Genomic DNA, 22,900 nt, shown 5'->3' with positions numbered 1-22,900 from the left:
GGTGGTTTCAGCGCTTGGTTGGCTGGGGCAGCAAGGCCGCTACTGCCTGATTGCCGGGCTAATTGCAGGATTGCTGGCCCCAGGCCTTGCCGAGTTTCTGCGTCCGTGGATCGGGGTTCTAGTGGTTTTGCTGCTGCTGGTCACCGGCATTCGTGTAGGCGCCAAACAGGCGTTGGGTGTCCAAAGTGATTTGACTGCGACAGTGCTGCGCATCGTGGCTCTGCAAGCGGTGTTGCCGCTGATCGTGATTGTAACCTTGGCGGCGCTGGACCTATTGCACTTCCCCTTGGCCATGGCGGTTTCCTTGATGCTGGCTGCGCCTTCACTGACGGGTGCTCCGAATTTCGCGATCATGATGGGTCAGGACCCGGCACCGGGAATGCGGATTTTGGTCATCGGAACGGCGTTGTTTCCGATCACGGCCCTTCCGGTGTTCCTTATCCTCGACCCTGCTGGTGGAGGGGTTTTGAGTGGAATCAGCTTGTCCCTTGGCCTTCTTGCAGCGATCCTTGTTTCGGTCGGGATCGGATTTGCCATTCGTCATCTGTTGCCCGTTATGGGGCAGCCAAGGGAACAGGGTGCCTTGGACGGGTGTTCCGCCCTGTTGCTGGGCGTCGTCGTGGTCGGGTTGATGAGCGCGATAGGCCCGCTTTTGCAAACCGAACCTCTGGCTCTGCTTCTTTGGCTCATGGCAGCGCTTGCCATCAATTTCGTCCTCGTCAGCGGGGCATTGTTGGTTTCAAACTGGGCACGGTTGGACATGTCCATTCCAACGGCGATCTACGCGGGCAATCGCAATATTGCCCTGTTCCTGATCGTTTTGCCGGAAGAGGCAGCGGCCCCATTGTTGATTTTTGTGGGGTGTTACCAAATCCCGATGTATCTGACGCCTATCCTGCTGGCACGTTTTCGTGGGCTGATTCAGTAACTCCTGTGGGTTTCCAACAAGGCCATAGAGTGACTGCCTGTTAAATGCAGGTGAGCCTGCTTTCGGCCAACTGGCACCGAATTTGAACCTGCCCGGTGTCCCCAATGGCCTCCATCAGCCATGTATTGTCAGTGCCCTTGGTCAACATCAAGAAACCGAATTCGCCATTGTTGACCACAAGGTCTGCCAAGTGTCCGGCGATTTCGATATCCCTTGCAACGCCTGTGGGCATTGGATCAAGCTGCGTGCCACTGTTGCCGACGATGCTTTGAACCGGACCGTCCGACAGGTCGATGGCTTGAAACGCATGAATATGACCCGACAGGATGAGGGTGACGGCCTGGGGCATGGCACCGCCAAAGGCTGCGCGCTGGGTGTCATCCCCGTTAATCAGCTCCCCAAATGCGCGCATGTTCGCCCAAAGCGGGCGATGTGTCAGAAGCCAGCCTTCGCCATTGGTTCTTGCGATGAGATCGCGCGCCATTTGCGAATATTCCGGTAGCAAGTCGGGGCTGCTATGGGGCGCGGGACCGGCGGAGGAATCAAATACGATCAGATCCAACCCATCGAAAGATGTGATCCATGGCTGGGAAACTGCTGGGCAATCTGACGGCACCGGGCCGTCTGCGAAATACCGAAACCACCCTTTGTCTCCACGTCCGCAATTTTCGTGATTTCCCCTGAGGAAAAGAAACGGCGCGGCCTGGAACAGCTGTTCCGCCGGGGTTAGCCAGTCGGCAGACCAGGCCTGAAACGTGTCTCCGAAGGGTGAGCCGCCGCATTTTTCCGCGTCCGGGCATTCCGAAGACCGGTACAGATAATCGCCGACGTGAATGATCAAATCCGGCGATCTGGACGCGACTTCCTCTGCAATTTTCGTCAGGGGCCAGGCACTCGGATCATTGCAGGCCTGGGCCCTGTTTCCGCGAATGCGGCAGCCGGTATCACCAATGACAGCGATACGTTCTACGGTCGGGCTGAGCGTTGGAAGCACCTTTGTGTCCACAGATATCCGACCAAGGGTTTCCTGAGCCCGATGCTCGCAAACGTGGCCCGGGAACTGGGCCGATGGTGTTGCCCTTTTCTGCATGGCGACAGAACGGCCTTCGACTTGTAGCAAAGGACATTTTGGCGACGCCGAGATAACACGGACAACTATTTCGCGATCCGGTCCAAGTTGCACCCAATGAGACAGAGTTTCCCCAGAAGCAGCTGAGATCGCGCACAACAGCCAACTCCACGCCAGTAAGACGAGTGATACGACCCTGACCGACACACGGATACCCCGACCAAACAATGCGGCAACAGTACGATAGGGGATTGAAAAGTCTAGTGCGGATCACTCACTTGGCTGGCGACCTCGCCCTCAGCTTCAAAGCAATATCGAATGCATCCAGCGGGCATAGCAGACCGATGTTTTGTTGGTAAACCCATACACGCTTTGTGCGCGACTTCCGGAAATACTTGTTTTCTACACCGTTTCTATGGGGTTGAGATGGCGCAAGTCCACATTCATCCTCCGGTTTGTTTGATCCCCGTTGTCCGAGAAAGAACGTCCACCCCTTGCTGTTTCCAAAAATGCAGCAAATCAATGAACACCCAGTTTTCGGCCAGTTTATCATCGGCGCGCCGATAAATGTCGATCACCCTAAACTCGCCCGGCTTGCCAGTGGATGGCATGCCCATGAACCCTCCTGACGGTATTGCAGTGAAGTTTGGCCAGCCAAAGAAGCCGCCGTAGTTTCCTTCGGCCAGCCGACAGACATGTTCTGTCTTTGAGCGTTCTGTGAAACCTGCACGAAAGGGCCCGGAATGTTGTTTGGCATAACGGTCTATTGTGTAGGTCGCGCCAATACCCTCGGGCCCCCACCAGATCATGTCCTGGTGCCAGGTTCGGGCCAATTCCTCTTGCAATGTCATTCCGCTGTTCCACTGCCCGAGATCCGAGATCATAGCATTGATGAGCGCCAGTGTCTTATTGCCTTCTTCAATGGGTTGCTCGTTCCACAGCAGGCCGTCATGGGTCAACGGCCCGGGTTGGACCAAATGCGCTGCTGTTTGCGGCGGAAACGGATTTTGCCCGGCCTGCACCATCAAATGCGGAATGTCGAAATACATCGCTGTTTCGACAATCCTGTCGCCTGAGACTTTGTAGAATGCGCAATACCGCAGGAACGCCATCTTGCCGGTCGCGCGGATACCCAGCCACGGTTTGTCGAACAACCCCATCAAATGCCCCATGGAAACGACCCATACGTCGTCTGGGTCATGTAGTGAGTTGTGCCCCGCGAACAGGATATCGACACGGTTCTGCATGTGGGCGAGGCTCGCCCTCAAAGGTTGCCAGAACTGCCGGGCAACCTGGTCAGCACCGGTGATTTCGTTGAAGGGATGAAAACCACGCCACTTCAAATCCGTCGTACTGAATTGGCTCATCACCTTTGGGATGTCATGCTCTGTTGCGGTATCCATGGCCGTTTGAAACGCATAGACAAGTTTTTTCTGGGTCTGAAAGCTCACGATTTTTCCCATTACTGTCAAAGTGTTGCGAGGCGCGCGAATCTTTTGATCGGGCGTTTTTTCCAATATTCTTGCATACGTATGCAAAAATGTCTTGCCTGATTTGATATATGCGAATTACAGTTTTGCAAACGTATGCAAGCGAATCTTTGTGGGGGCACCATGGCGGAAATTCAGTTACGCAACGTGGGTAAGCGATGGGGCTCGTTCATTGGGGTTCACAATTTCGACCTGACCATTGCAGATCGCGAGTTTCTGGTGCTGCTGGGCCCGTCGGGCTGTGGTAAGACCACCACGATGCGGATGATCGCCGGGCTTGAGGACGTGACCGAGGGCGAGATTCTGATTGACGGCAAGGTCGTTAATGATCTGGAACCCAAGGACCGTGACGTGGCGATGGTGTTCCAAAGCTATGCCTTGTACCCGAACATGAACGTCTATGAAAACATCCGCTTTCCGCTGAAAGTGCGTGGCATCGATCCAGCGACCCATGACGACAAGGTGCGCCGCGCCAGCGCTATGGTCGAGCTTGACGATTTTCTGCATCGCAAACCGGCCGAACTGTCGGGCGGTCAGCGGCAGCGTGTGGCGCTGGCCCGCGCCATCGTGCGGGAACCGAATGTCTTCCTGATGGACGAGCCTCTGTCGAACCTCGATGCCAAGCTGCGGGTCTCGACCCGGGCGCAGATCAAGAACCTCAGTCATGAGTTGGCGGTGACGACGATCTATGTGACCCACGACCAGATCGAGGCGATGACTCTGGCCGACCGTGTTGTGGTGATGAAACAGGGCGTGGTGCAACAGGTCGGCAGTCCGACCGAAATCTATGACCGTCCCGCGAATACTTTCGTGGCCAGCTTCATCGGCTCGCCGGCCATGAACCTGATGGAAGGAGAGGTCACAGGCGGCGTATTCCGAGCTGAACATGTTGAAATTCCGGTCAGCGCGCCTGATGGCCCTATGACTCTGGGGTTCCGGGCCGAGGATGCCAGCCTTGCTGAAGGCGCAGGCCAGATCACCGCTCCGATCTACACGCTGGAGCTGCTGGGCGACGCGACCATGATCTCGGTCCGGGTCGGTGGAGCTTTGGTGTCGGTCAAGGCCGACAAATCTTTCCGTGCCGAGATAGGGGACAATGTCTCATTCTCAGTGCCAACAGAAATCTGTCACCTCTTCGAAGCTGGAAGCGGTGCGCGGATCGGGGAGTAACCCCCATAACAGCCCATACGGGCATAGCAGCGGTCCGGACGTCGACGACGGACCCATCCTGACAGGGAGAAACGCATGAAACTCAAGACGATCCTTTTGGCAGGGGCCATGGCCATCGCAGCAAGCGGTGCATCAGCGGCCTGTTCTTATGAAAACGAAGTGCCGCTGAAGTCGCTATCAGCGGGTTTCGAAGCGTGGAAAGCGGTGACGGACGCGATGGCCGAATGCGGCAACTTCAGCGCTTCGCTGGATCAGGAATTCCGCGAGAAGCAGCCCGAAGCTTTCGCTGCCAACCCGTCGCTCTATCAAATCGGCGGCGTATCCAACGCGACCCTCGTGCCCTTGCTGAACGCAGGCACAATCCGGCCTCTGGATGATCTGGTCGAAAAATACGGCCAGAACCTGCTGCCGAACCAGCTGATCAAAGTCGATGGCAAGACAATGGCAATCGCTTTCATGGTCAATGCGCAGCACCTGATGTATCGCAATGATGTTTTGGCTGATCTGGGCATCGAAGAACCAAAGACATATGGCGAGATTATAGATGCAGCGGCCAAGATCAAAGAAGCCGGTGTAATGGATTATCCGATCGGGGGCACTTTTAAGACCGGTTGGAACCTTGGTCAGGAATTCGTCAACATGTATCTGGGCGAAGGTGGCGCATTCTTTGGTGATGGCAACATGCCCGCAATCAACAATGCGCAAGGCGTAGCTGCGCTGGAAATGCTGAAAGCGATGACGGACTATATGGACCCGGAATACCTCGTCTCGGACTCAACCTATGTCCAGCAGCAATTCCAACAGGGCAAGATTGCCATGGCCAACCTGTGGGCCAGCCGGGCCGCTGCCATGAATGATGAGGCTGAAAGCCAAGTTGTCGGCAAGGTCACCATGGCCTCTGCGCCGATGGGGTCCTCGGTTCCAGCCACGACCGTTTGGTGGGACGGCATCGTCCTGGCCTCGAACATGAGCGAAGAAGAAGCAGACGCGGCCTTCCGTCTGGTGATGGAAGGTATCGATGCCGAGATGGTTGGCGCAAACAACGACACCGCTGTCTGGCTGAGCACGGCGTACACACCGGGTGAGCTGGCTGCGGGCGCTGCGGCCTCGGCAGAAGGTGGTGCTAAACCATATCCTGCGTCTGGTCCCATGGGCATTATGCACACGTCGCTGGGCAATGGTCTGGCCGATTACCTGACCGGTGCTAAAGATGCGCAAACCGCGCTGGCCGATATCGAGGCGGATTACATCACCGCCGCGAAAGAGGCCGGTCTGATCAGCAACTGATCCTCTCTGGGGAGGGCCCCGTGCCCTCCCTCTTTTCCCACCCGAGAACCATGAGAAAGGCAGAGCCATGAATTTCCGGACATTTGCCGCCTTTGTTGGCCCCTCTGTCTTTATGATGCTTCTCTTTATCGCGTTCCCGCTGGTTAGCGTGTTCAAGCAGAGCTTTTATATCACCCAACCCGTCTATGAGACGGTCGAGGTCGAAACCTGCACACCCGGCTTCCTGACCCAGACCTGCGTGACCGAGCTGAAATCGCAGCCCAAGCTGGATGAACATGGTGAGGTGATCACCCGGACCGAATATGTCGGCCTTCAAAGCTATCGCAATGTGCTGGAGCCTGAACGCGCGTGGCGCGCGATCACCGAGGGCAACTGGTCGGTCCTGTCCACCATCAACTTCTGGAAGGCGCTGCGGTTCACTCTGACCTTCACGCTGATCACGCTGCCTCTGGTCATCGGGTTCGGGCTGGGCATCGCGGTTTTGATCAACAACGCCGCGGGGTCGATCCGCGGGCCGGTCATCTTCATCTCGCTGCTGCCCTTCATCATCACGCCGGTGATCGGCGCACTGTCGATCAACTGGCTGTTCCGTGGGGACGGCATTCTGACGGCGTTGCTGGAATGGTGGTTGAACCGCGACATAGCTCTGTTTGCGCAGGCGTGGACGATAGAAATCCTGATGATGTTCTACCGCGTCTGGCACGTGGCCCCGTTTGCGGCCGTGGTGTTCTATGCCGGGTTGCAGACCGTCAATCAGGACAGTCTGGAAAGCGCCGTGATCGACGGAGCGACCCGCTGGCAGCGCATGAAGTACATCGTCATTCCGCACCTGATGCCGCTGATCATCTTCGTGTCGATGATCCACCTGATGGACGCCTACCGGGTGTTCGAAGAGATCGTCGGTTTCTCCAGCCAGGCTTACGTCATCTCACTGCAATGGCTGACCTTCGACTTCCTCGTGCCGGATCAAGCGGGCAACCGGTCGATCAGCCGGGCCTCGGCCAGCGCGATGCTGACCATGATCGGGATCGTCCTTCTTCTGATCCTGCCGCTGCGCCGTACTTGGCGCGACCATAAAGGAGGCCACTGATATGTCCTCGCGCGCGCTTCGCCAACCGCTCAGCCTGCGGCTGACCTCGAACATATTCCTCGCGTTCTGGTGCCTTGTCGCCGCCTTCCCGATCGTCTGGATCGCGATCATGAGCGTCAAATCCCCCGTCGACGCCTATGACAGCAACGCCTTGAACGTGATCTTTGGCCCCGCGACGCTGGCCACAGGCAACGGGTTGTCGGTTCTGGATATCATCCTTGGCATCGCAGTGATCTGGGGCGCGGCCATTGTCGTGACCAAAGTGCTGCCCGCGAAGATCAAGGAATACACGTCACCGGGCCAGGAATGGTTCGGTTGGGTGGTCGGAGTGCTTGTCGCCCTGATCGCCTTCCTGCTGGTATTCTTTGTGGTTCTTCCGGCGGTTCTGAATGTGCTGAACCCGCTGTTTGGCCCCTTGGGTCGTGACGTGCTGGGCATGACGACCGAGCACTATAAAACCGTTTGGGTCGACCGGGGCTTTTCCAACAACTTCAAGAACTCGCTGATCGTTACCGCCGGAGTGGTGACCGTGTCGCTTACCGTAGGCACGCTGGCGGGCTATGGGCTGGCGCGATCGGGCTCGACGCTGGCTTTCTGGATTTTGCTGATCGCGCTGATCTTTCGCGCGCTGCCACATTCGGTTCTGGTGGCAGGCTATCTGCCGGTCTTCATCAATTCAGCCGAATGGCTGGCGCCTATTCTGGGTGAGAATGCACCGACGCTTTATGGCAAACCTTTCGCCGTGATCGCGGTGCTGGTGGCGATCAACCAGCCGTTCACGATCTGGATGCTGCGCTCGTTCTTTCAAAACATCCCTGCCGAATTGGACGAGGCCGCGCGGGTCGATGGCTGCAACCACTTTCAGGCCTTCCGCCGGGTGATCATGCCGGTGATGTGGCCGGGGGTGATTACTACCGGGCTGTTCAGCTTCCTGCTGGCCTATAACGACTTTCTGGTGACCTCGCTGCTGCTTGATGCGCAGAACCAGACGATGGTCCCTGCCATTGCGGGCATGTTCAACCGCGAGACAACGACGACCGATCAGGTGGTTGCCGTGGCAGCTGCTGTGTCGATCATCGCCCCGCTGTTCTTCCTTGTGATGATCTTCCAACGCCAAATCGTCAGTGGCCTGACCGCTGGCGCAGTAAAAGGATAAAGAAATGAAGGGTTCCCGCCCGGAACAAGCCGTTCTGACCCGTGATACGGACATGTCCAAAACGGATGAAACGCGACGTGTGATCGAGACGATGGTCGATGGTCTGAATGACCACCGCATTGATGATATCGGCGAGTTCTTCTCGCAAGGATTCCGCTGGTTGGGTAATCAGGGCTGTGGCACCAAAACTGGCCTGAAAGAGTTTCAGGACAACTGGCAGCGCCCCTTCCAGGCGGCGTTTTCCGACAAGACCTGCATTGACGAAGCGCGTCTTTACATGGGCGAATGGGCCGCCGCCTTTGGCCGGCAAGAGGCCACCCATTCCGGCGAATTCCTCGGAATCGCCCCCACCGGCAAACGGGTTGAAATCCGTTACATGGATTTCTGGAAAGTGGTCGATGGCAAGATCGTCGACAACTGGGTGAACGTGGATTTCGCCCATGTGGCCGCGCAGCTGGGTGTGGATCTGTTCAACGGCGAGGGCTGGGAAGCCTATGACCGAGGTGAGAAAACCGCCCCTCGCCCCGACAAGTAAGGATCAGAATTATGGCTATCGAGTATCTCAAACGCGGTAAGTCCGACGCTGACCGGGCCGAGGATGACGCCAAGACCCGCGCCGTGGTCGAGGCCACGCTGAAGGACATCGAAACCCGGGGTGATGCCGCCGTGCGCGAGTTGAGCGAGAAGTTCGACAACTATTCCCCCGCCTCGTTTCGCCTGTCGCCAGATCAGATCGACGAGCTGATCGGCCAACTGACCGAGCGCGAGCTGAACGATATCAAATTCGCGCAGGAACAGGTGCGCAACTTTGCGCAGGCGCAGCGCGACTCGATGCTAGATATCGAGGTTGAAACCCTGCCCGGCGTCATTCTGGGCCACAAGAACATCCCGGTGCAGTCCGTGGGCTGCTATGTGCCCGGCGGCAAGTTCCCGATGGTGGCCTCGGCCCATATGTCGGTGGCGACGGCCAGCGTGGCGGGTGTGCCAAGGATCATCGCCTGCACACCTCCGTTTCAGGGTAAACCGAACCCGGCAGTGATCGCAGCCATGCATCTGGGCGGCGCGCATGAGATTTACGTCATGGGGGGCATTCAGGCCATTGGCGCCATGGCGCTGGGAACCGAAACCATTGATCCCGTGCACATGCTAGTCGGCCCCGGCAATGCCTTTGTGGCCGAAGCCAAGCGCCAGCTCTTTGGCCGCGTGGGGATTGACCTGTTCGCCGGCCCGACCGAGACCATGGTGATCGCCGATGAGACTGCAGCGGATGCGGAGCTTTGCGCCACCGACCTGCTGGGTCAGGCCGAGCATGGCTATAACAGCCCCTGCGTTTTGCTGACCAATTCGCGCAAGCTGGCCGAAGATACTCTGGCTGAGGTCGATCGCCTGCTGGGCATCTTGCCCACCGCCGACACCGCCAAGGTGTCCTGGGAAGAATATGGCGAGGTGATCGTCTGTGCCTCCTATGACGAGATGCTGCAGGTCGCCGATGATATCGCCTCTGAGCATGTTCAGGTGATGACCGACCGCGATGACTGGTTCCTTGAGAACATGACCTGCTACGGCGCGCTGTTCCTTGGGCCGCGCACCAATGTGTCGAACGGTGACAAGGTGATTGGCACCAACCACACGCTACCCACCAAAAAGGCCGGGCGCTATACCGGCGGGCTTTGGGTGGGAAAATACCTGAAAACACACAGTTATCAGAAGGTTCTGACTGATGAGGCGGCGACGCTGATCGGCGAATATGGCTCGCGCCTGTGTATGCTGGAAGGCTTTGTGGGTCATGCCGAGCAATGCAACGTCCGCGTCCGCCGCTATGGCGGGATCAACGTGCCCTATGGCGAGGCGGCCCCCTATCGGGACGCCGCCGAATGAGTGATATTCATGCGCAGCATAAAGCCCTGATCGCGCCGGTCAGGGCGGCTATGTATGACTTTACCGAAACGGGTGTGCGGCAGGCGCTGGCCAGGGTCAGCGCCCCGGACGCCCTGTTTCGGTTGTGCCATCCGTTTGGCGACAGCACCGGCAGCGATGCCTTCTATGACACCGCCTTTAAGGGTCTGCTGGACGCATGGCTTGATTTGGAGCGGCGCGACTACATCGTCATGGCCGGGCCGGATGAACACGGCGCGGATTGGGTCGGTTGCGGCGGCTATTATACCGGCACCTTCACCGGGCCTTGGCTGGATATCCCGCCGACCGGCCATCAGGTGACAATGCGGTTCCATGAATTCTATCGCTTCCGCGACGGCAAGATCGTCGAGATGCAGGCGCTGTGGGACATCCCCGAAGTGATGATGCAGGCCAACGCCTGGCCCATGGCCCCCAGTCTTGGGCATGAATGGCATGTTCCGGGCCCCGCGACACAGGATGGTCTGGTGCCGGGGCCATATGATGCCGATAAAGGCCAGCAGACATGCCAGCACATCATCGACATGCTGGATCACCTCAAGAAACACCCATCAGAAGGTGGGCCAGAGGTGATGGAAATGGAAAAGTTCTGGCATCCCCGCATGAACTGGTACGGCCCCGCCGGGATCGGAACCGGGCGCGGCTATGCTGGGTTTCGCAACTGGCACCAGATTCCGTTTCTGAACGGAATGCCGGATCGCGGGCAGTATGTGGATGACATCACCTATCACTTCTTTGGCGATGGCGACTATGCCGCCGTCACCGGCTGGCCGAACATGATCCAGACGGTGACCCATGACGGTTGGATGGGGATTGCGCCGTCGGGCCAGCGGATCACCATGCGCAGCCTGGATTTCTGGCGGCTCGAGAATGGCCTGATCCGCGAAAACTGGGTTCTGGTCGATCTTCTGGACGCTTATCGCCAACTGGGAGTTGACGTGTTCGCCCGTCTGCGGGAATTCAACAAGGCTCGGAATATGGACCGAATTGAAATACCGGATGGAATGAGCTGATGACTGACCTGCCCCGCACCCCCTCGTTTTCGCTAAACGGTAAAATCGCGCTGGTTACCGGTGCCTCCTCGGGCATCGGTCAGGGCTGCGCCGTGGCGCTTGCCGAGGCCGGGGCGCATGTGGTCTGTGCTGCGCGCGGGGCGGATCGCCTGGCTGAGACAGTCGCCGCACTGCAGGCGCAGGGCTGGTCGGCCGAGGCCACCGTGGTGGATCAGGGTGACTTGCAGGCGCTGAAACAGCTGTTCGAAGGCCGTACTTTTGACGTGGTCGTCAACTCCGCCGGAACCGCCCGCCACAGCCCGGCTGTCGAGACCACGCCTGAAGATTTCGACGCAGTTACCAGCGTCAATCTGCGTTCGGCCTATTTCCTGTCGTCCTATGCGGCCAAGGCGCTGCTGGCGGCGGACAGGCCGGGGTCGATCATTCATATCTCAAGCCAGATGGGCCATGTGGGCGGCGTGGACCGGGCGCTTTATTGCGCCACCAAACACGGGCTTGAGGGCATGGTCAAAGCGATGGCTATCGAATGGGGCAAACAGCGCATCCGCATCAACACCGTCTGCCCGACTTTCATTCGCACGCCACTGACACAATCCACGTTTGATAACCCCGAACGTGCCGCTTGGATCATGGAGAAGATCAAGCTCGATCGCGTGGGCGAAGTCGAAGACATCATGGGGGCGGTCACCTATCTGGCCTCAGACGCCTCGGCGCTGGTGACCGGCACCTCGATGCTGATTGACGGCGGGTGGACGGCGGACTGATGGCTGAAAAGGTCACATCCCTGCAGGTTGCGCAACTGGCCGGTGTCAGCCAATCGGCGGTCAGCCGGGTGTTTACGCCCGGTGCATCCGTCAGCAAAAAGACCGAAGACAAAGTGCGCAAAGCCGCCGCTGAACTGGGGTACAGGCCCAATGTTCTGGCTCGCGCCATGGTGTCGGGCAAAAGCCGCATCATCGGTTTGGTGGTGGGGTATCTTGAGAACTACTTCTATCCTGAGGCGTTGGAAAAGCTCTCCAATGCGTTGCAGGAACAGGGCTATCACGTGCTGATTTTCATGGCCTCACGCTCGGCCGGGAATATTGACGACGTGATGGACGAGATTCTGGACTATCAGGTGGACGGGGTCATTCTGGCCTCGGTTCCGATGTCGTCGGATATCGCCACGCGCTGTCAGCAGGCCGGTGTTCCGGTGGTGCTGTTCAACCGTTCGCAGGATATTGATGGGATCACCACGGTGGCCTCGGACAACTATGCGGGCGGGCGCAAAGTGGCTCAGTTTCTACTGGCCGGAGGACATAAGCGTATCGCCTATATCGCGGGTTGGCAGGGCGCCTCGACGCAGCGTGACCGCGAGGCTGGGTTCCGTGCGGCCCTGGCTGAAGGTGGGCAGGATGTGTTCGCCCATGATGTCGGAGATTTCCACACCGAAAACGCCCGCGCCGCCGCCCGTCGGATGTTTGATGTTGCCCCTGATAAACGACCTGACGCGGTCTTTGTGGCCAATGATCACATGGCTTTGGCGGTGATGGACGTGATCCGCTTTGAACTTGGCCTGCGCGTGCCCGAGGATGTCTCGGTCATCGGTTATGACGACGTGCCGCCCGCCGGGTGGCCCGCCTATAACCTGACGACAATCCGCCAGCGCGCCAATCTGATGGTGGCTGAAACCGTCACCGCTTTGCTTGACCATATCGACGCCCCGGCCACGGCCGAACCGCGCAAAGTGGCCATTGACGGGCCCCTGATCGTGCGGACCTCGGCGCGTTTGCCGAAAGGGTGGAAACCACAAAGGACTGAGACATGAAGGGCTTTGATCCGAAATTTCGGGATTTTCCGGACTACATCATCGGGATCACCAAAGAGATCTGGGAAGATCGCGGCATCGTCACGCTGCATGACTATTATAGCAAGGATATCGTCGTGCGCTCGCCCGGGTCGGTGGTGCTGGGCAACCAGAACGTCATCGGCGCGACCATGGCGACTCTGGCCGAATTTCCCGACCGTCAATTGCTTGGAGAGGATGTTATCTGGTCCGGTACTCCGGAAGAGGGGATGCTAAGTTCGCACCGGATCATCTCGACCGCGACACATTTGGCCGAAGGTGTTTACGGTAAAGCGACCGGAATCAAACTGCGCTATCGGATTCTCGCCGACTGCCACGCCATCGACAATCAGATCAATGACGAGTGGCTGATCCGCGATCAGGGGGCGATCGTGCGTCAGATGGGTTGGGACCCCAAGGAATACGCCGCCGATTTGATCGCGCGCGAAGGTGGACCTGAGAACTGCGTCAAACCGCTGACACCCGAGATCGACCAGCCCGGTCCCTACAAGGGAACCGGCAACGACAATGAATGGGGGCAGCGTTACGCCGATATCCTGACCCGGATCATGAATGCCGATTTGGGCGCAATCGAAACCGAATACGACCGCGCTGTTCAGTCCGAGTATGTAGGCGGGGTTACCGGTCACGGCTGGGACTCAGTGGATCGGTTCTGGATGGGTTTGCGCGCCAGTTTCCCCAACGCAGAGTTCAAGATCGAACACCAGATTGGCCGCGATGACCCGAATATGCCCCCTCGCGCCGCGATCCGCTGGAGCCTGTGGGGCAAGCATGATGGCTGGGGTGTCTTTGGCGCGCCAACAGGTGCGCAGGTCTATGTTCTGGGCATCAGCCACGGTGAGTTCGGCGAGTTGATCGCCGACCAGCCGCAGCTGCGCCGGGAATACACCTTGTTCGACGAGACCTCGGTCTGGAAACAGATCCTGCTACAGGGACAGGAGGACTGAGTGGCTGCGATGTGCCTCTCCCTGAATGCCAGTCAGGCGGCGCGGCGCTTTCACACGCATCGCGCCTCGCTGCGCGCGCGGCGTTTGAACAGCCGACCTCCCGGGGGACGGGATTGATCCCATCACCCCCATTTTCAAGGAGACCATCATGAGCACAATCCAACAACGCATCGTCCGCTACGGCGAACTGCAGCCCTGCAAAACCGCCTTCATCGACGCCCATACTCCGGGCAGCGATCAGAAAGAGAACTTTACCATCATCGGCGGTGGCGTGTCCGAAAGCCCCGATCAGCATGTCCATATCACCGATAAGATTGGCTTTAACATTGGTGCTGCAGGGCAGCCTCCGAAATGCCGGAATTCACTGCACAGCCATACCACAGCCGAGGTCTTTTTCGTCGCCAAAGGGCGCTGGCGGTTCTTCTGGGGCCGCTATGGCACAGCGGGTGAATTCATTGCCGAAGAAGGCGATATTTTCAATATTCCCACGGGTATTTTCCGAGGTTTCGAAAATGTCGGTCAGGACTATGGGATGATCATGTCGATCCTGGGCGGCGACGATGCAGGCGGCGGAGTGACCTGGGCCCCTCAGGTTATTGAAGATGCGCAGGCACATGGTTTGATGCTGGGTGACAATGGGGTTTTGTACGATTCCAAAAAGGGGCAGGAACTGCCACACAATGTGCATCCGATGCCTCTGTTGACTGAAGAGCAATTGAAGGACTACCCCGAAGTTCCGGTTGAGGATGTCGTAGGCAAATATGTTGCGCGCTATTGGGACCTAATGGCTTTGTCGGCCAAAAAGCCCGTTCGGGTGATCGGTGAGAATGGAATAATCAAGGACAAACCTGGGTTTGAGGTCGATTTCCTTGGACGAGGGTCTTCTGTTACCGAACCAACTGTTGCAGCATATGCCGTCGTTCTTATGCCTGCAAGCGGCCACTGGCGCATTTCGATCAACGATCATGAAACCACATTGTCCACCGGTGACACGGCTTTGGTCCTGCCTGGTGAATCCTATTGTGTGCACCCTTCGATGACAGGGCAGGCGGGTCTCTATCAGATCACAGCAACGGATGATCCGGCGGGCCCCACTTGGATAGGATGAGCGTGGACACCATAGACGCGCAGGCCAAAAATGCGCGCAAAAATATCAGGAGGCTCTGATGACGATCAAAACCACCCATGTTGGGTCTCTGCCTCGAACGCAGGACGTTGTGGATTTCATTTTCGCCCGCGAAAACGACACGCCTTATGTCGGGGATGCTTTTGACGCTTGCATGGCAAATGCAGTCTCCGAAACGGTTCGTAAACAGGTCGAAGCCGGCGTGGACATAGTCAGTGACGGTGAAACGTCGAAAATTTCATACGCGACCTATGTCAAGGATCGGTATTTTGGATTTTCAGGTGACAGCCCCCGCAACGCGCCCGCAGATTTGAAGATGTTTCCCAGCTTTCTTCAACGGCTGGCTGAGGGTGGGGGCACGCCGCAATACGCACGGCCAATGTGCACTGGCGAGGTTCGGTCCAAAGGGCAGGGAGAGCTGGAAAAAGACCTTGCCAACCTCAAAGCGGCTATGGCGCAGCACGGGGTCGAACATGGCTTTATGAACGCGGCCTCACCGGGTGTAATCTCGTTGTTTTTGCAAAATGATTTCTATCCGTCGCGCGAAGCGTATCTGACGGCGTTGGCCGACGTTATGAAAGAGGAGTACGAAACCATTGTCGCCGCAGGTTTGGATCTGCAATTGGATTGTCCGGATTTGGCTTTGTCCCGCCACATGCTGTTCACCGACCTTTCAGACGACGAGTTCGTCAAGATTGCGGATATGCATGTCGAGGCTCTGAACCATGCGCTTCAAAACGTTCCGCAAGAGCGCGTGAGGGTTCATATTTGCTGGGGCAACTACGAGGGTCCGCATTGCTGCGACATCGCAATGGACAAAGTGTTTGGCGCGCTGATGGCGACCAAATCACGCTATGTATTGTTCGAAACTTCGAACCCGCGCCACGCACATGAATGGACAGTATTTCGTGACCGCAAGGCCGAGATTCCCGATGATAAAGTTCTGATCCCGGGCGTGGTCGACACGACCACCAACTTCGTTGAACATCCCGAACTCGTGGCCCAGCGGATCGAACGTTTTACCCAGATTGTAGGGGCCGACCGGGTGATTGCTGGCAGCGATTGTGGCTTCGGAACATTTGCAGGCTTCGGCGCGGTCGATCCGCAGATTGCTTATGCCAAACTGTCCGCACTGTCAGAGGGCGCAAAGCTGGTTTCCTTATGACCCCATTGATCTTCTTGCCCGGCATGATGTGTGACGCGCGGCTTTTTGGCCCTCAAATCGAAACATTGTCCAGTGTTTTGCCGGTCATGACCTTTCCGCTAAGCCAACACGATAGCGTCGAGGCAATGGCAGCTGACATCTTGGGAAATGCCCCACCGCACTTTGCACTGGCGGGCCTGTCGATGGGCGGGATTGTGGCTATGGAGGTGCTGCGTCAAGCCCCCGACCGTGTCGCACGTTTGGCGTTGCTCGATACAAATCCGTTGGCCGAGTTGCCTGAAGTGAAAGCGCGTCGCGGGCCGCAAATGGAAGCGGTGCGTGCAGGTCGCCTGCAGCAAGTGATGCGCGAGGAAATGAAACCCAACTATCTTGCCGAGAGTTCTCGTCAGGGCCGCATACTGGATCTTTGCATGGAAATGGCCGTCGATCTGGGAGCGGACGTCTTTCTGCGTCAGTCGCTAGCACTAATGAATCGACCGGATCAGCGCGCGGTTTTATCCAGCTATCGCGGACAGACATTGGTTCTGTGTGGGCGAGAAGACGGGCTATGCCCGATCGAGCGCCATCAATTGATGGATGATCTCTTGCCAAACAGCACATTGAAAATCGTCGATGGTGCAGGTCATTTGCCTACATTGGAACAGCCAAACGAAACAACAGAAGCCCTTTCGAGCTGGTTGGAGAACACATGACACCGTCTCTTTTGTCTTTGCTTCGTAAGGTCGATACGCCGACTGTCTGCAACGCCATCGAAGTGGCGCAGGGCCAGCGCGGATTCAACAGGTTTACACGCGGTACAATGCTCTGCTCCGCTCCTGAAGAACCCGCGATCGTTGGCTACGCGCGTACGGCCAAGATAGCTGCAGTTCACCCCCCGAATGAGCCGCCAGAGGTCATTCGAACACGTCGCATGGCCTACTACAAATATATGGCCGAACCGCCCGGCCCATTCATCGCGGTGGTCGAGGATACGGACTATCCCGAATGCGTCGGTGCATATTGGGGTGAGATCAATACAACGGTTCATAAAGGGTTCGGCATGTCGGGCGTCCTGACCAATGGCGTCATGCGTGATCTTGGGGACATGCCTAAGGGATTTCCGGTCATCGCAGGCTCCGTCGGACCAAGTCACGGCTTTGTCCATGTCCGCGAGATTGACACGCAGGTTTCAATCTTTGGACTTGAGGTGTGCCCCGGCGATTTGGTCCACGCCGATCGACATGGGGCGTTGGTTGTGCCGGAAGACATTATTGATCAACTGGAAGCCGCCATTCAAAATCTTTTGTCGACCGAGCGTATCATCCTGGACGCCGCCCGACAGCCGGGATTTGATTTTGAAGCCTTCGAAACTGCCTGGAGTGCATTCGAAAAAGCGAGGGTCTGATTGACAGAAAGCACTGGGCGGTTCCGGCTGGCAGGTCCTCTGCTTAGTACCTGCCTTATTCAAGATTTTCGGTCGGGGCATAACTGCCATCGTCCCGGTGCACTTCTTGCCCACTGAGCGGTGGTGTGAAAACGCAGACAAGTCTAAGGTCGGCGTCAGTGGCCTGCACCACATGCCGATCGTGCCGGTCCAGTGCATACAGGGTGAAGGGTTCAAGGGATTGCCAGGTTTCGCTATCAGCAGCCCTGATCTGCCCCTGACCTTCGATGCAATAACACGCCTCTAGATGGTGGGTGTATTCCAACTCAAGCGCCGCGCCCTTTTTGATGATTGTGTCGGTCAGCGAAAATCCCATGCGGTCAGAGGCCAGCAGCAATCTTCGGCTGTTCCATCCCGGACCAGAGACATCCCGTTCTGTCCCCAAAATGTCTTCGAGTGTCTTGACGATCATCTTTTCCAGCCTTGCACCTAGCGTACCGCGCGGTTCATCCCGCCATCAGACAGGATACTCTGACCATTAATATACCGGGCCCCTTCGCTGGCAAGAAATACACAAGCCTGTCCAATTTCCTCGAAGGTTGCGGGCCGCTGAGCTGGGATTTCCCGACGCGCGCGGTCCGACAGGTTTACGTTCTCACAGAAGCCTGGCAGCAGATTGTTCATGCGAATATTGTGACGGGCATATCGGTCGCCATACAGTTTTGAGAAACTGTGCAAGGCACCGCGCAGCATGCTCATCGGGTAGGGCGCGCGGGGTTCTATCGTGTTCATGGATGAAATGTTCACGAAGGCGCCGCCACCTTGTTCAATCAGGATGGGCGTGACAATACGGGCAATCTTGACGACGTTCAGCACATACATGTCCAAACTTTCGTGCCACAGCGCGTCGCTGAGTTCTAGAAGTGGCCCGTCAAAGTCGGGATCGAACCCAACCGTTTTGATGGCTTGGGGCACTGACCCCCCGTGGCCCATATTGCTAACAATTGCGTCGATACGTCCATATTCGTGCATGGTGTCGTCGACCATCGCTTGCAGATCATCGACATCCAACACAGAGCCCCGACGGCCTATTCCCCCAAGCTCTTGTGCGAGTTCGATCGATCGATTGGACGGGGACATCAACGAGACCTTGTAGCCAGCCTTGGCCATTTCAATGGCGCAACCTCGACCGATGCCTTGGCCTGTACCGGTCATCAGCGCAACTTTGACTTCGGGCATGGTTCATCCTTTCCGAAAGCACAGGTGTTTGAGGGTATTCTGAGTCGTGGCCAGTCTAACTCGGCAGAAACTGGGACCCCTACGGAATTCTCGATGCAGTGCCGCTGTCCGCCAAAACCATGTGACCGTCACAGTGGTCAGCGGACAGCTTGGATTTTCGTTTCGGGCGCTGCTAGGTGGTGACTTGGGCGCGAGTGGAAGCGGCTTCTTGTTTCGGGACGGTCTTGCTGGGTGACCCTGAAATATAGACTTCCTCAATCGCGCGATCGTCGCCCATCATTTGCAAGACGAACAGTTCTTCAGCAAGGCTGTCAACGCGATCCATACGCAGGGCCATAGCCGGTGTGCTGCGCGCATTCAGGACGACGATATCCGCCTCGGTTCCGGGATCGAGACTGCCGATTTTGTCTTCAAGGCCCAGAACGCGGGCATTTCCACGGGTTGCCCAATGGAACGCCTGTAACGGATGCAGCGCCATACCTTGCAACTGAAGGATCTTATATCCTTCATTGAGGGTTTGCAGTATCGAATAGCTGGTGCCTGCACCAACATCCGTCGCAATCCCGTTTGAAATGCCGCGCATGCTCAGACCTTTATGGTCAAACAGGCCGCTACCTAGAAACAGGTTTGAGGTCGGGCAAAAAACAGGGTGCGCGCCGGTTTCTGCAATTGCTGCGATCTCACGTGCCTCGAGGTGGATGGAATGCCCGAGAAGTGTTTTTTGCCCCAACAGTCCAAAGGACTGGTAAACATCCAGGTAATCGCGCGCTTGCGGATAGAGCTGCTTTGTATAGTCGATCTCATCCTTATTTTCCGACAAATGAGTCTGGATGTGGCAATCGGGATGTTCCCGCGCCAATGCCTGGGCCATCCTCATTTGATCCGGCGTTGACGTGATTGCGAACCTGGGTGTGATAACATAGCCGTTGCGACCTTTGCCGTGCCAATCGGCGATCAGGGCTTTTGTGTCATCATAGCCGGATTGTGACGTGTCCCGTAAACCGTCGGGCGCATTCCGGTCCATCAGAACCTTGCCGCCTATCATGCGCATGTTCCGCCTGGTCGCTTCGGTAAAAAATGCATCCGCCGACGTTTTGTGGACCGAGCAATAGGCGACCGCAGTCGTTGTGCCGTGGTCGACAAGCTGATCGAAAAGCGCTCGCGCCATAAGCGTGCTGTGTTCGTCGGACGCAAACCGGATTTCTTCCGGGAACGTGTAGTTGTTGAGCCAATCCAAGAGCTGGGCCCCCCAAGAGGCGATCACTTGAACCTGGGGGAAGTGAATATGTGTGTCGATGAAACCGGCCATCATCAGATGCGGGCGGTGATCCGTCACTGGCACGTTTACGGCTTTTGCACTCAGCTCGGCATAGGGGCCCGTTTGCTGAATAATCCCGTTTTCGATCAACAGGGCGCCATCTTCAAGATAGGTGTAGGCGCTCAAGTCTTTGCCGTTCTGAGGCTCACGATGGAAGGTCAGCAGACGACCACGCAGCAATCTCTGAGTCATGAAAATTCTCGTTTATAGGAGGGGTGAGATGGGGCAGCCCGCGCGGCTGCCCCAATGCGGATCAGGCCTGCTGCGCCGGCGTGTTGTCGTCGATGAAGTCAGGTTCATCCGGGACGATCACGCGGTGCTCCAGATCTCCTTTCGGTGCGAGCATCGGATACACGTAAAGGAAGGTTCCGACGATCAGGTAGCCGACGGTGATCCCGTCAAACTGAGGCATCTGCAACGTGTATGCATGAATGATCCCAACCGAGGACATAAGGCCACCTGCCAGAGCGAACGCTCCGGCCATCCGAAAGCGGCCATCAATTACGTCAGCCACTATCGCACCCCAGATCAGCCCTGTGATGATCGCGCCTTGGCTCAGGGCAAGGTGCCCCTCGTAATGCGCCCCTTCCATGAGAAGTGCGGCCGTTAAGCCTTCGTCACCAAGCGAAGGAAGCCCCTCGACGCCTGAGCTGCGCAGTGCATTCATCAGTGATCCCCATTTGACCATCAAGAATGCCGAAATGTGCGGCAAGATCGCGAAAGATACGGCTGCCATGTGCATCGGTTTTACGGCCCAGGCGGTATTGGTGATCAGGCTGACAGAGACAAACACCAATACCGGTGCTGCAGCGGCAATTGGGATCAACCCTGCAAGGAAAGACAGAAAACCGACAAAGGCAGCAGCGGCAATCACGACCGCGACGCCCACGATATATCCTGCATGTGCATCAAGTCGCTTATACGCCGGATGACCGATGTAAACGGTGGTAGGGAACGGCGAACCGAACACAGCCCCCAGCATCGTACCTGCACCATCGGTCACCTGACACAACCCAACCGGATAGTGATCCCCGGCCGCTTCGGCCGATTCCACGTTGTTCATGGTTTCGATGAAGTTGTAAATTTGCACTGGGATCAGAACAAGGAACAGTTCCGGGTTGGCGAACAGGTACTGCACACCGGCGATCAGGTCTCCGATATAGGGGATTGGGGGGTAGAATCCGATACCGCTTGTGTCAATTTTGGACTCGCCCAGAACAAGGGCAATGACCGTACCGGCAGCAATCGCAACCAACCCGGCCGGAACGTTGCCCGGAAGGCGAAAACGACCGATCAAACCCCAGAGAATGAACAACAGCGATGTGAAACCAATGATGGGGTTTTCGAAAACTTCGGCTAGCGGTACGGAGCCGATAAAGACCAAGGCAATCCCGCAAAGCGTGCCCAACATCCCCGCGCGTGGGGTAATGCGCTTGAGGTAAGGTCCCACGATGGCACCCAATGCCGCGACGATGCCCCCCATGAAACCGGCGCCGATGCCCACTTGCCAAGCCAGCATTGGGTCGTTGGTCGCCCAATAAATCGGCCCGATCACACCAAAAAGGTAAACGAACATGACCGGTGTCGAGATGCCGTAAGGCAACGCGGTGACATCTTCGCCTTTTAAGGTTGCCGCATACTTGGCAAGATAGGTGTAAACAGCGACCCCGGCCAAAATTGCAATCGCCGCACCTGGAACGATACGGCCATACACGATGTCGGCCGGCATCTGGAACACGAATTGACAGACCCCAGACAGGATCAGCAAGTTTACCAGGTTGTCAGTAAAAAGCGCCCAAAAAGCGCTGAAATCGCTGCGCGTAAACAGCTTATATTCGTAGGTCCTCCCGTCCATGACGGTTTCCTCCTCTGATATGACCGGAATAGCCCGACAAGTGTCAGGCCAATCTCCCTTTCCGGTTGTGATAGTGGCCCACGAGGGGCGCTTGGTTTGCCCCGGTCGGGGCGGTCGCGGCAGTTTCAGAGGTCAGTTCAGCCATCACCTCGGATACCACGAAGGCGGCGATGATGCTGGGCCGCTTGTCGCGGCTACCGCTGGCCCCAATGGGGCATCTCAAATGTTCGATGGACTGTCCGTCACAGTGTCTATGCGCCCAATTCCTGAGCTTTACCCGCTTTGTCGCAGATCCAATCATGCCTACATAGGCGGCGTCCTGACGTTCAAGAGCTGCAGTTGTAAGCAGGAAATCCAGCCCGTGATCGTGGGTCAGGACGACAAATGCGCTGCCTTCGGGTGCACCGTGAATTTCGAATTCCGGGATTGCGCTTAAGCGAGTTTCGACATTCGCCGAGCAAAGTTCGATTTCCTCGGGTCTTGTATCAACAAGAATGCAACGCACAGGCAAATGCTGAAACTGGTTGGCCAGTGCACGTCCGACATGGCCGGCGCCCATCACATAAACATGGGGCAAAGTTTTATCATGACGCGCCGCCCGTTTCGTAGCAGAGTGCCTATCTGATGCGCGCATACGGTTCAGTTTCAACTCGACCCGTCCGCCACAGCATTGGCCGATCTCGGGCCCCAGCGGCACATCCATCTTTTGATGCAGAACCCCATCAGCCAGCATCTTCCGCGCGGCATTGATGGCCATGAATTCCAATTGCCCGCCGCCTATGGTGCCCCAAAGCGCCTCGGGGGCTACGAACATTTCTGTCCCCTCATTGCGCGGCGAGGACCCGCGTACGCGCGTTAGCGCGATGCAGATCACGCTGCGCTGTGCGGACAAAAACTCTTTCAGGGACAAGGCAGAGTTCATGG

The 22,900-nt window shown here is 57.2% G+C and carries 22 protein-coding genes; 15 read left to right on the top strand and 7 right to left on the bottom strand.

The genetic code is table 11. The annotated features are described in order from the left end of the window. Position 1: 1 nt before the first annotated feature. Positions 2-928 (top strand): hypothetical protein, encoded by a 927-nt coding sequence (locus ACR3E7_RS20440; RefSeq protein ID WP_170789261.1) that lies wholly within the window; start codon positions 2-4, stop codon positions 926-928. Positions 929-968: 40 nt separating this feature from the next. Here the strand turns inward: ACR3E7_RS20440 and ACR3E7_RS20435 are convergent, their stop codons facing one another. Then, positions 969-2,018 (bottom strand): metallophosphoesterase family protein, encoded by a 1,050-nt coding sequence (locus ACR3E7_RS20435; protein WP_480503860.1) that lies wholly within the window; start codon positions 2,016-2,018, stop codon positions 969-971. Between the two features lie 422 nt (positions 2,019-2,440). Beyond that, entirely contained in the window at positions 2,441-3,460 is a 1,020-nt protein-coding gene (locus tag ACR3E7_RS20430) for a nuclear transport factor 2 family protein (protein ID WP_480504073.1), read from the bottom strand. 150 nt (positions 3,461-3,610) lie between these two features. Here ACR3E7_RS20430 and ACR3E7_RS20425 point away from each other — a divergent pair, with 150 nt between their 5' ends. The 14 genes from ACR3E7_RS20425 to ACR3E7_RS20360 all read left to right on the top strand — a co-directional run bounded on the left by ACR3E7_RS20425 (position 3,611) and on the right by ACR3E7_RS20360 (position 17,585). Next, positions 3,611-4,657, top strand: coding sequence for an ABC transporter ATP-binding protein (locus tag ACR3E7_RS20425; protein WP_480503859.1), 1,047 nt, complete (start codon positions 3,611-3,613; stop codon positions 4,655-4,657). Positions 4,658-4,732: 75 nt separating this feature from the next. Continuing rightward, positions 4,733-5,944 carry an ABC transporter substrate-binding protein gene (locus ACR3E7_RS20420; RefSeq protein ID WP_480503858.1) on the top strand — a complete coding sequence of 404 codons (1,212 nt, stop codon included), beginning with the start codon at positions 4,733-4,735 and terminating at the stop codon, positions 5,942-5,944. A gap of 67 nt (positions 5,945-6,011) precedes the next feature. Beyond that, positions 6,012-7,034 carry a carbohydrate ABC transporter permease gene (locus ACR3E7_RS20415; RefSeq protein WP_170772004.1) on the top strand — a complete coding sequence of 341 codons (1,023 nt, stop codon included), beginning with the start codon at positions 6,012-6,014 and terminating at the stop codon, positions 7,032-7,034. 1 nt (position 7,035) lies between these two features. Further along, positions 7,036-8,190, top strand: coding sequence for a carbohydrate ABC transporter permease (locus ACR3E7_RS20410; RefSeq protein WP_480503857.1), 1,155 nt, complete (start codon positions 7,036-7,038; stop codon positions 8,188-8,190). A 4-nt stretch (positions 8,191-8,194) separates the two neighbouring features. Next, complete coding sequence (locus ACR3E7_RS20405) at positions 8,195-8,725, top strand: ester cyclase (RefSeq protein WP_170755243.1); 531 nt, start codon at positions 8,195-8,197, stop codon at positions 8,723-8,725. Between the two features lie 11 nt (positions 8,726-8,736). Beyond that, on the top strand, positions 8,737-10,068 hold the full coding sequence (gene hisD, locus ACR3E7_RS20400) for a histidinol dehydrogenase (RefSeq protein ID WP_480503855.1): 1,332 nt from the start codon (positions 8,737-8,739) through the stop codon (positions 10,066-10,068). Next, positions 10,065-11,117 carry an ester cyclase gene (locus tag ACR3E7_RS20395; RefSeq protein WP_480503854.1) on the top strand — a complete coding sequence of 351 codons (1,053 nt, stop codon included), beginning with the start codon at positions 10,065-10,067 and terminating at the stop codon, positions 11,115-11,117. The genes hisD and ACR3E7_RS20395 overlap by 4 nt, the downstream gene beginning before the upstream one ends. Beyond that, complete coding sequence (locus ACR3E7_RS20390; protein WP_480503853.1) at positions 11,117-11,881, top strand: SDR family NAD(P)-dependent oxidoreductase; 765 nt, start codon at positions 11,117-11,119, stop codon at positions 11,879-11,881. Before ACR3E7_RS20395 ends, ACR3E7_RS20390 begins: the two co-directional genes overlap by 1 nt. Continuing rightward, positions 11,881-12,924 (top strand): LacI family DNA-binding transcriptional regulator, encoded by a 1,044-nt coding sequence (locus tag ACR3E7_RS20385; protein WP_480503852.1) that lies wholly within the window; start codon positions 11,881-11,883, stop codon positions 12,922-12,924. The genes ACR3E7_RS20390 and ACR3E7_RS20385 overlap by 1 nt, the downstream gene beginning before the upstream one ends. Further along, the gene (locus ACR3E7_RS20380; RefSeq protein ID WP_480503851.1) at positions 12,921-13,910 is read left to right on the top strand and encodes a nuclear transport factor 2 family protein; all 990 of its coding nucleotides are present in this window, start codon (positions 12,921-12,923) and stop codon (positions 13,908-13,910) included. Before ACR3E7_RS20385 ends, ACR3E7_RS20380 begins: the two co-directional genes overlap by 4 nt. A 148-nt stretch (positions 13,911-14,058) precedes the next feature. After that, positions 14,059-15,018 (top strand): cupin domain-containing protein, encoded by a 960-nt coding sequence (locus ACR3E7_RS20375; protein ID WP_480503850.1) that lies wholly within the window; start codon positions 14,059-14,061, stop codon positions 15,016-15,018. Positions 15,019-15,076: 58 nt separating this feature from the next. Beyond that, positions 15,077-16,201 (top strand): cobalamin-independent methionine synthase II family protein, encoded by a 1,125-nt coding sequence (locus ACR3E7_RS20370; protein ID WP_170772020.1) that lies wholly within the window; start codon positions 15,077-15,079, stop codon positions 16,199-16,201. Beyond that, positions 16,198-16,893, top strand: coding sequence for an alpha/beta fold hydrolase (locus ACR3E7_RS20365; RefSeq protein ID WP_480503849.1), 696 nt, complete (start codon positions 16,198-16,200; stop codon positions 16,891-16,893). The genes ACR3E7_RS20370 and ACR3E7_RS20365 overlap by 4 nt, the downstream gene beginning before the upstream one ends. Beyond that, positions 16,890-17,585 (top strand): RraA family protein, encoded by a 696-nt coding sequence (locus ACR3E7_RS20360; RefSeq protein ID WP_480503848.1) that lies wholly within the window; start codon positions 16,890-16,892, stop codon positions 17,583-17,585. The genes ACR3E7_RS20365 and ACR3E7_RS20360 overlap by 4 nt, the downstream gene beginning before the upstream one ends. 55 nt (positions 17,586-17,640) lie before the next feature. On the opposite strand, the gene ACR3E7_RS20355 is transcribed toward ACR3E7_RS20360, so the two are convergent. From ACR3E7_RS20355 to xdhC, 5 genes are all read right to left on the bottom strand, one after another. Then, positions 17,641-18,036 carry an ectoine synthase gene (locus tag ACR3E7_RS20355; protein ID WP_480503847.1) on the bottom strand — a complete coding sequence of 132 codons (396 nt, stop codon included), beginning with the start codon at positions 18,034-18,036 and terminating at the stop codon, positions 17,641-17,643. A gap of 17 nt (positions 18,037-18,053) precedes the next feature. Next, positions 18,054-18,803, bottom strand: a complete 750-nt coding sequence (locus ACR3E7_RS20350; protein WP_170772028.1) for an SDR family oxidoreductase — start codon at positions 18,801-18,803, stop codon at positions 18,054-18,056. A 172-nt stretch (positions 18,804-18,975) separates the two neighbouring features. After that, on the bottom strand, positions 18,976-20,313 hold the full coding sequence (guaD, locus tag ACR3E7_RS20345; protein WP_480503846.1) for a guanine deaminase: 1,338 nt from the start codon (positions 20,311-20,313) through the stop codon (positions 18,976-18,978). 61 nt (positions 20,314-20,374) lie between these two features. After that, positions 20,375-21,976, bottom strand: coding sequence for a xanthine/uracil/vitamin C permease (locus ACR3E7_RS20340; RefSeq protein ID WP_170783367.1), 1,602 nt, complete (start codon positions 21,974-21,976; stop codon positions 20,375-20,377). Positions 21,977-22,019: 43 nt separating this feature from the next. Beyond that, on the bottom strand, positions 22,020-22,898 hold the full coding sequence (xdhC, locus tag ACR3E7_RS20335) for a xanthine dehydrogenase accessory protein XdhC (RefSeq protein WP_480503845.1): 879 nt from the start codon (positions 22,896-22,898) through the stop codon (positions 22,020-22,022). Positions 22,899-22,900 lie beyond the last annotated feature (2 nt).

This window comes from Ruegeria sp. BK1, from assembly GCF_056535645.1.
Note: the sequence above shows the minus strand (reverse complement) of the source record. Positions and strands in the feature narration are given on the sequence as shown.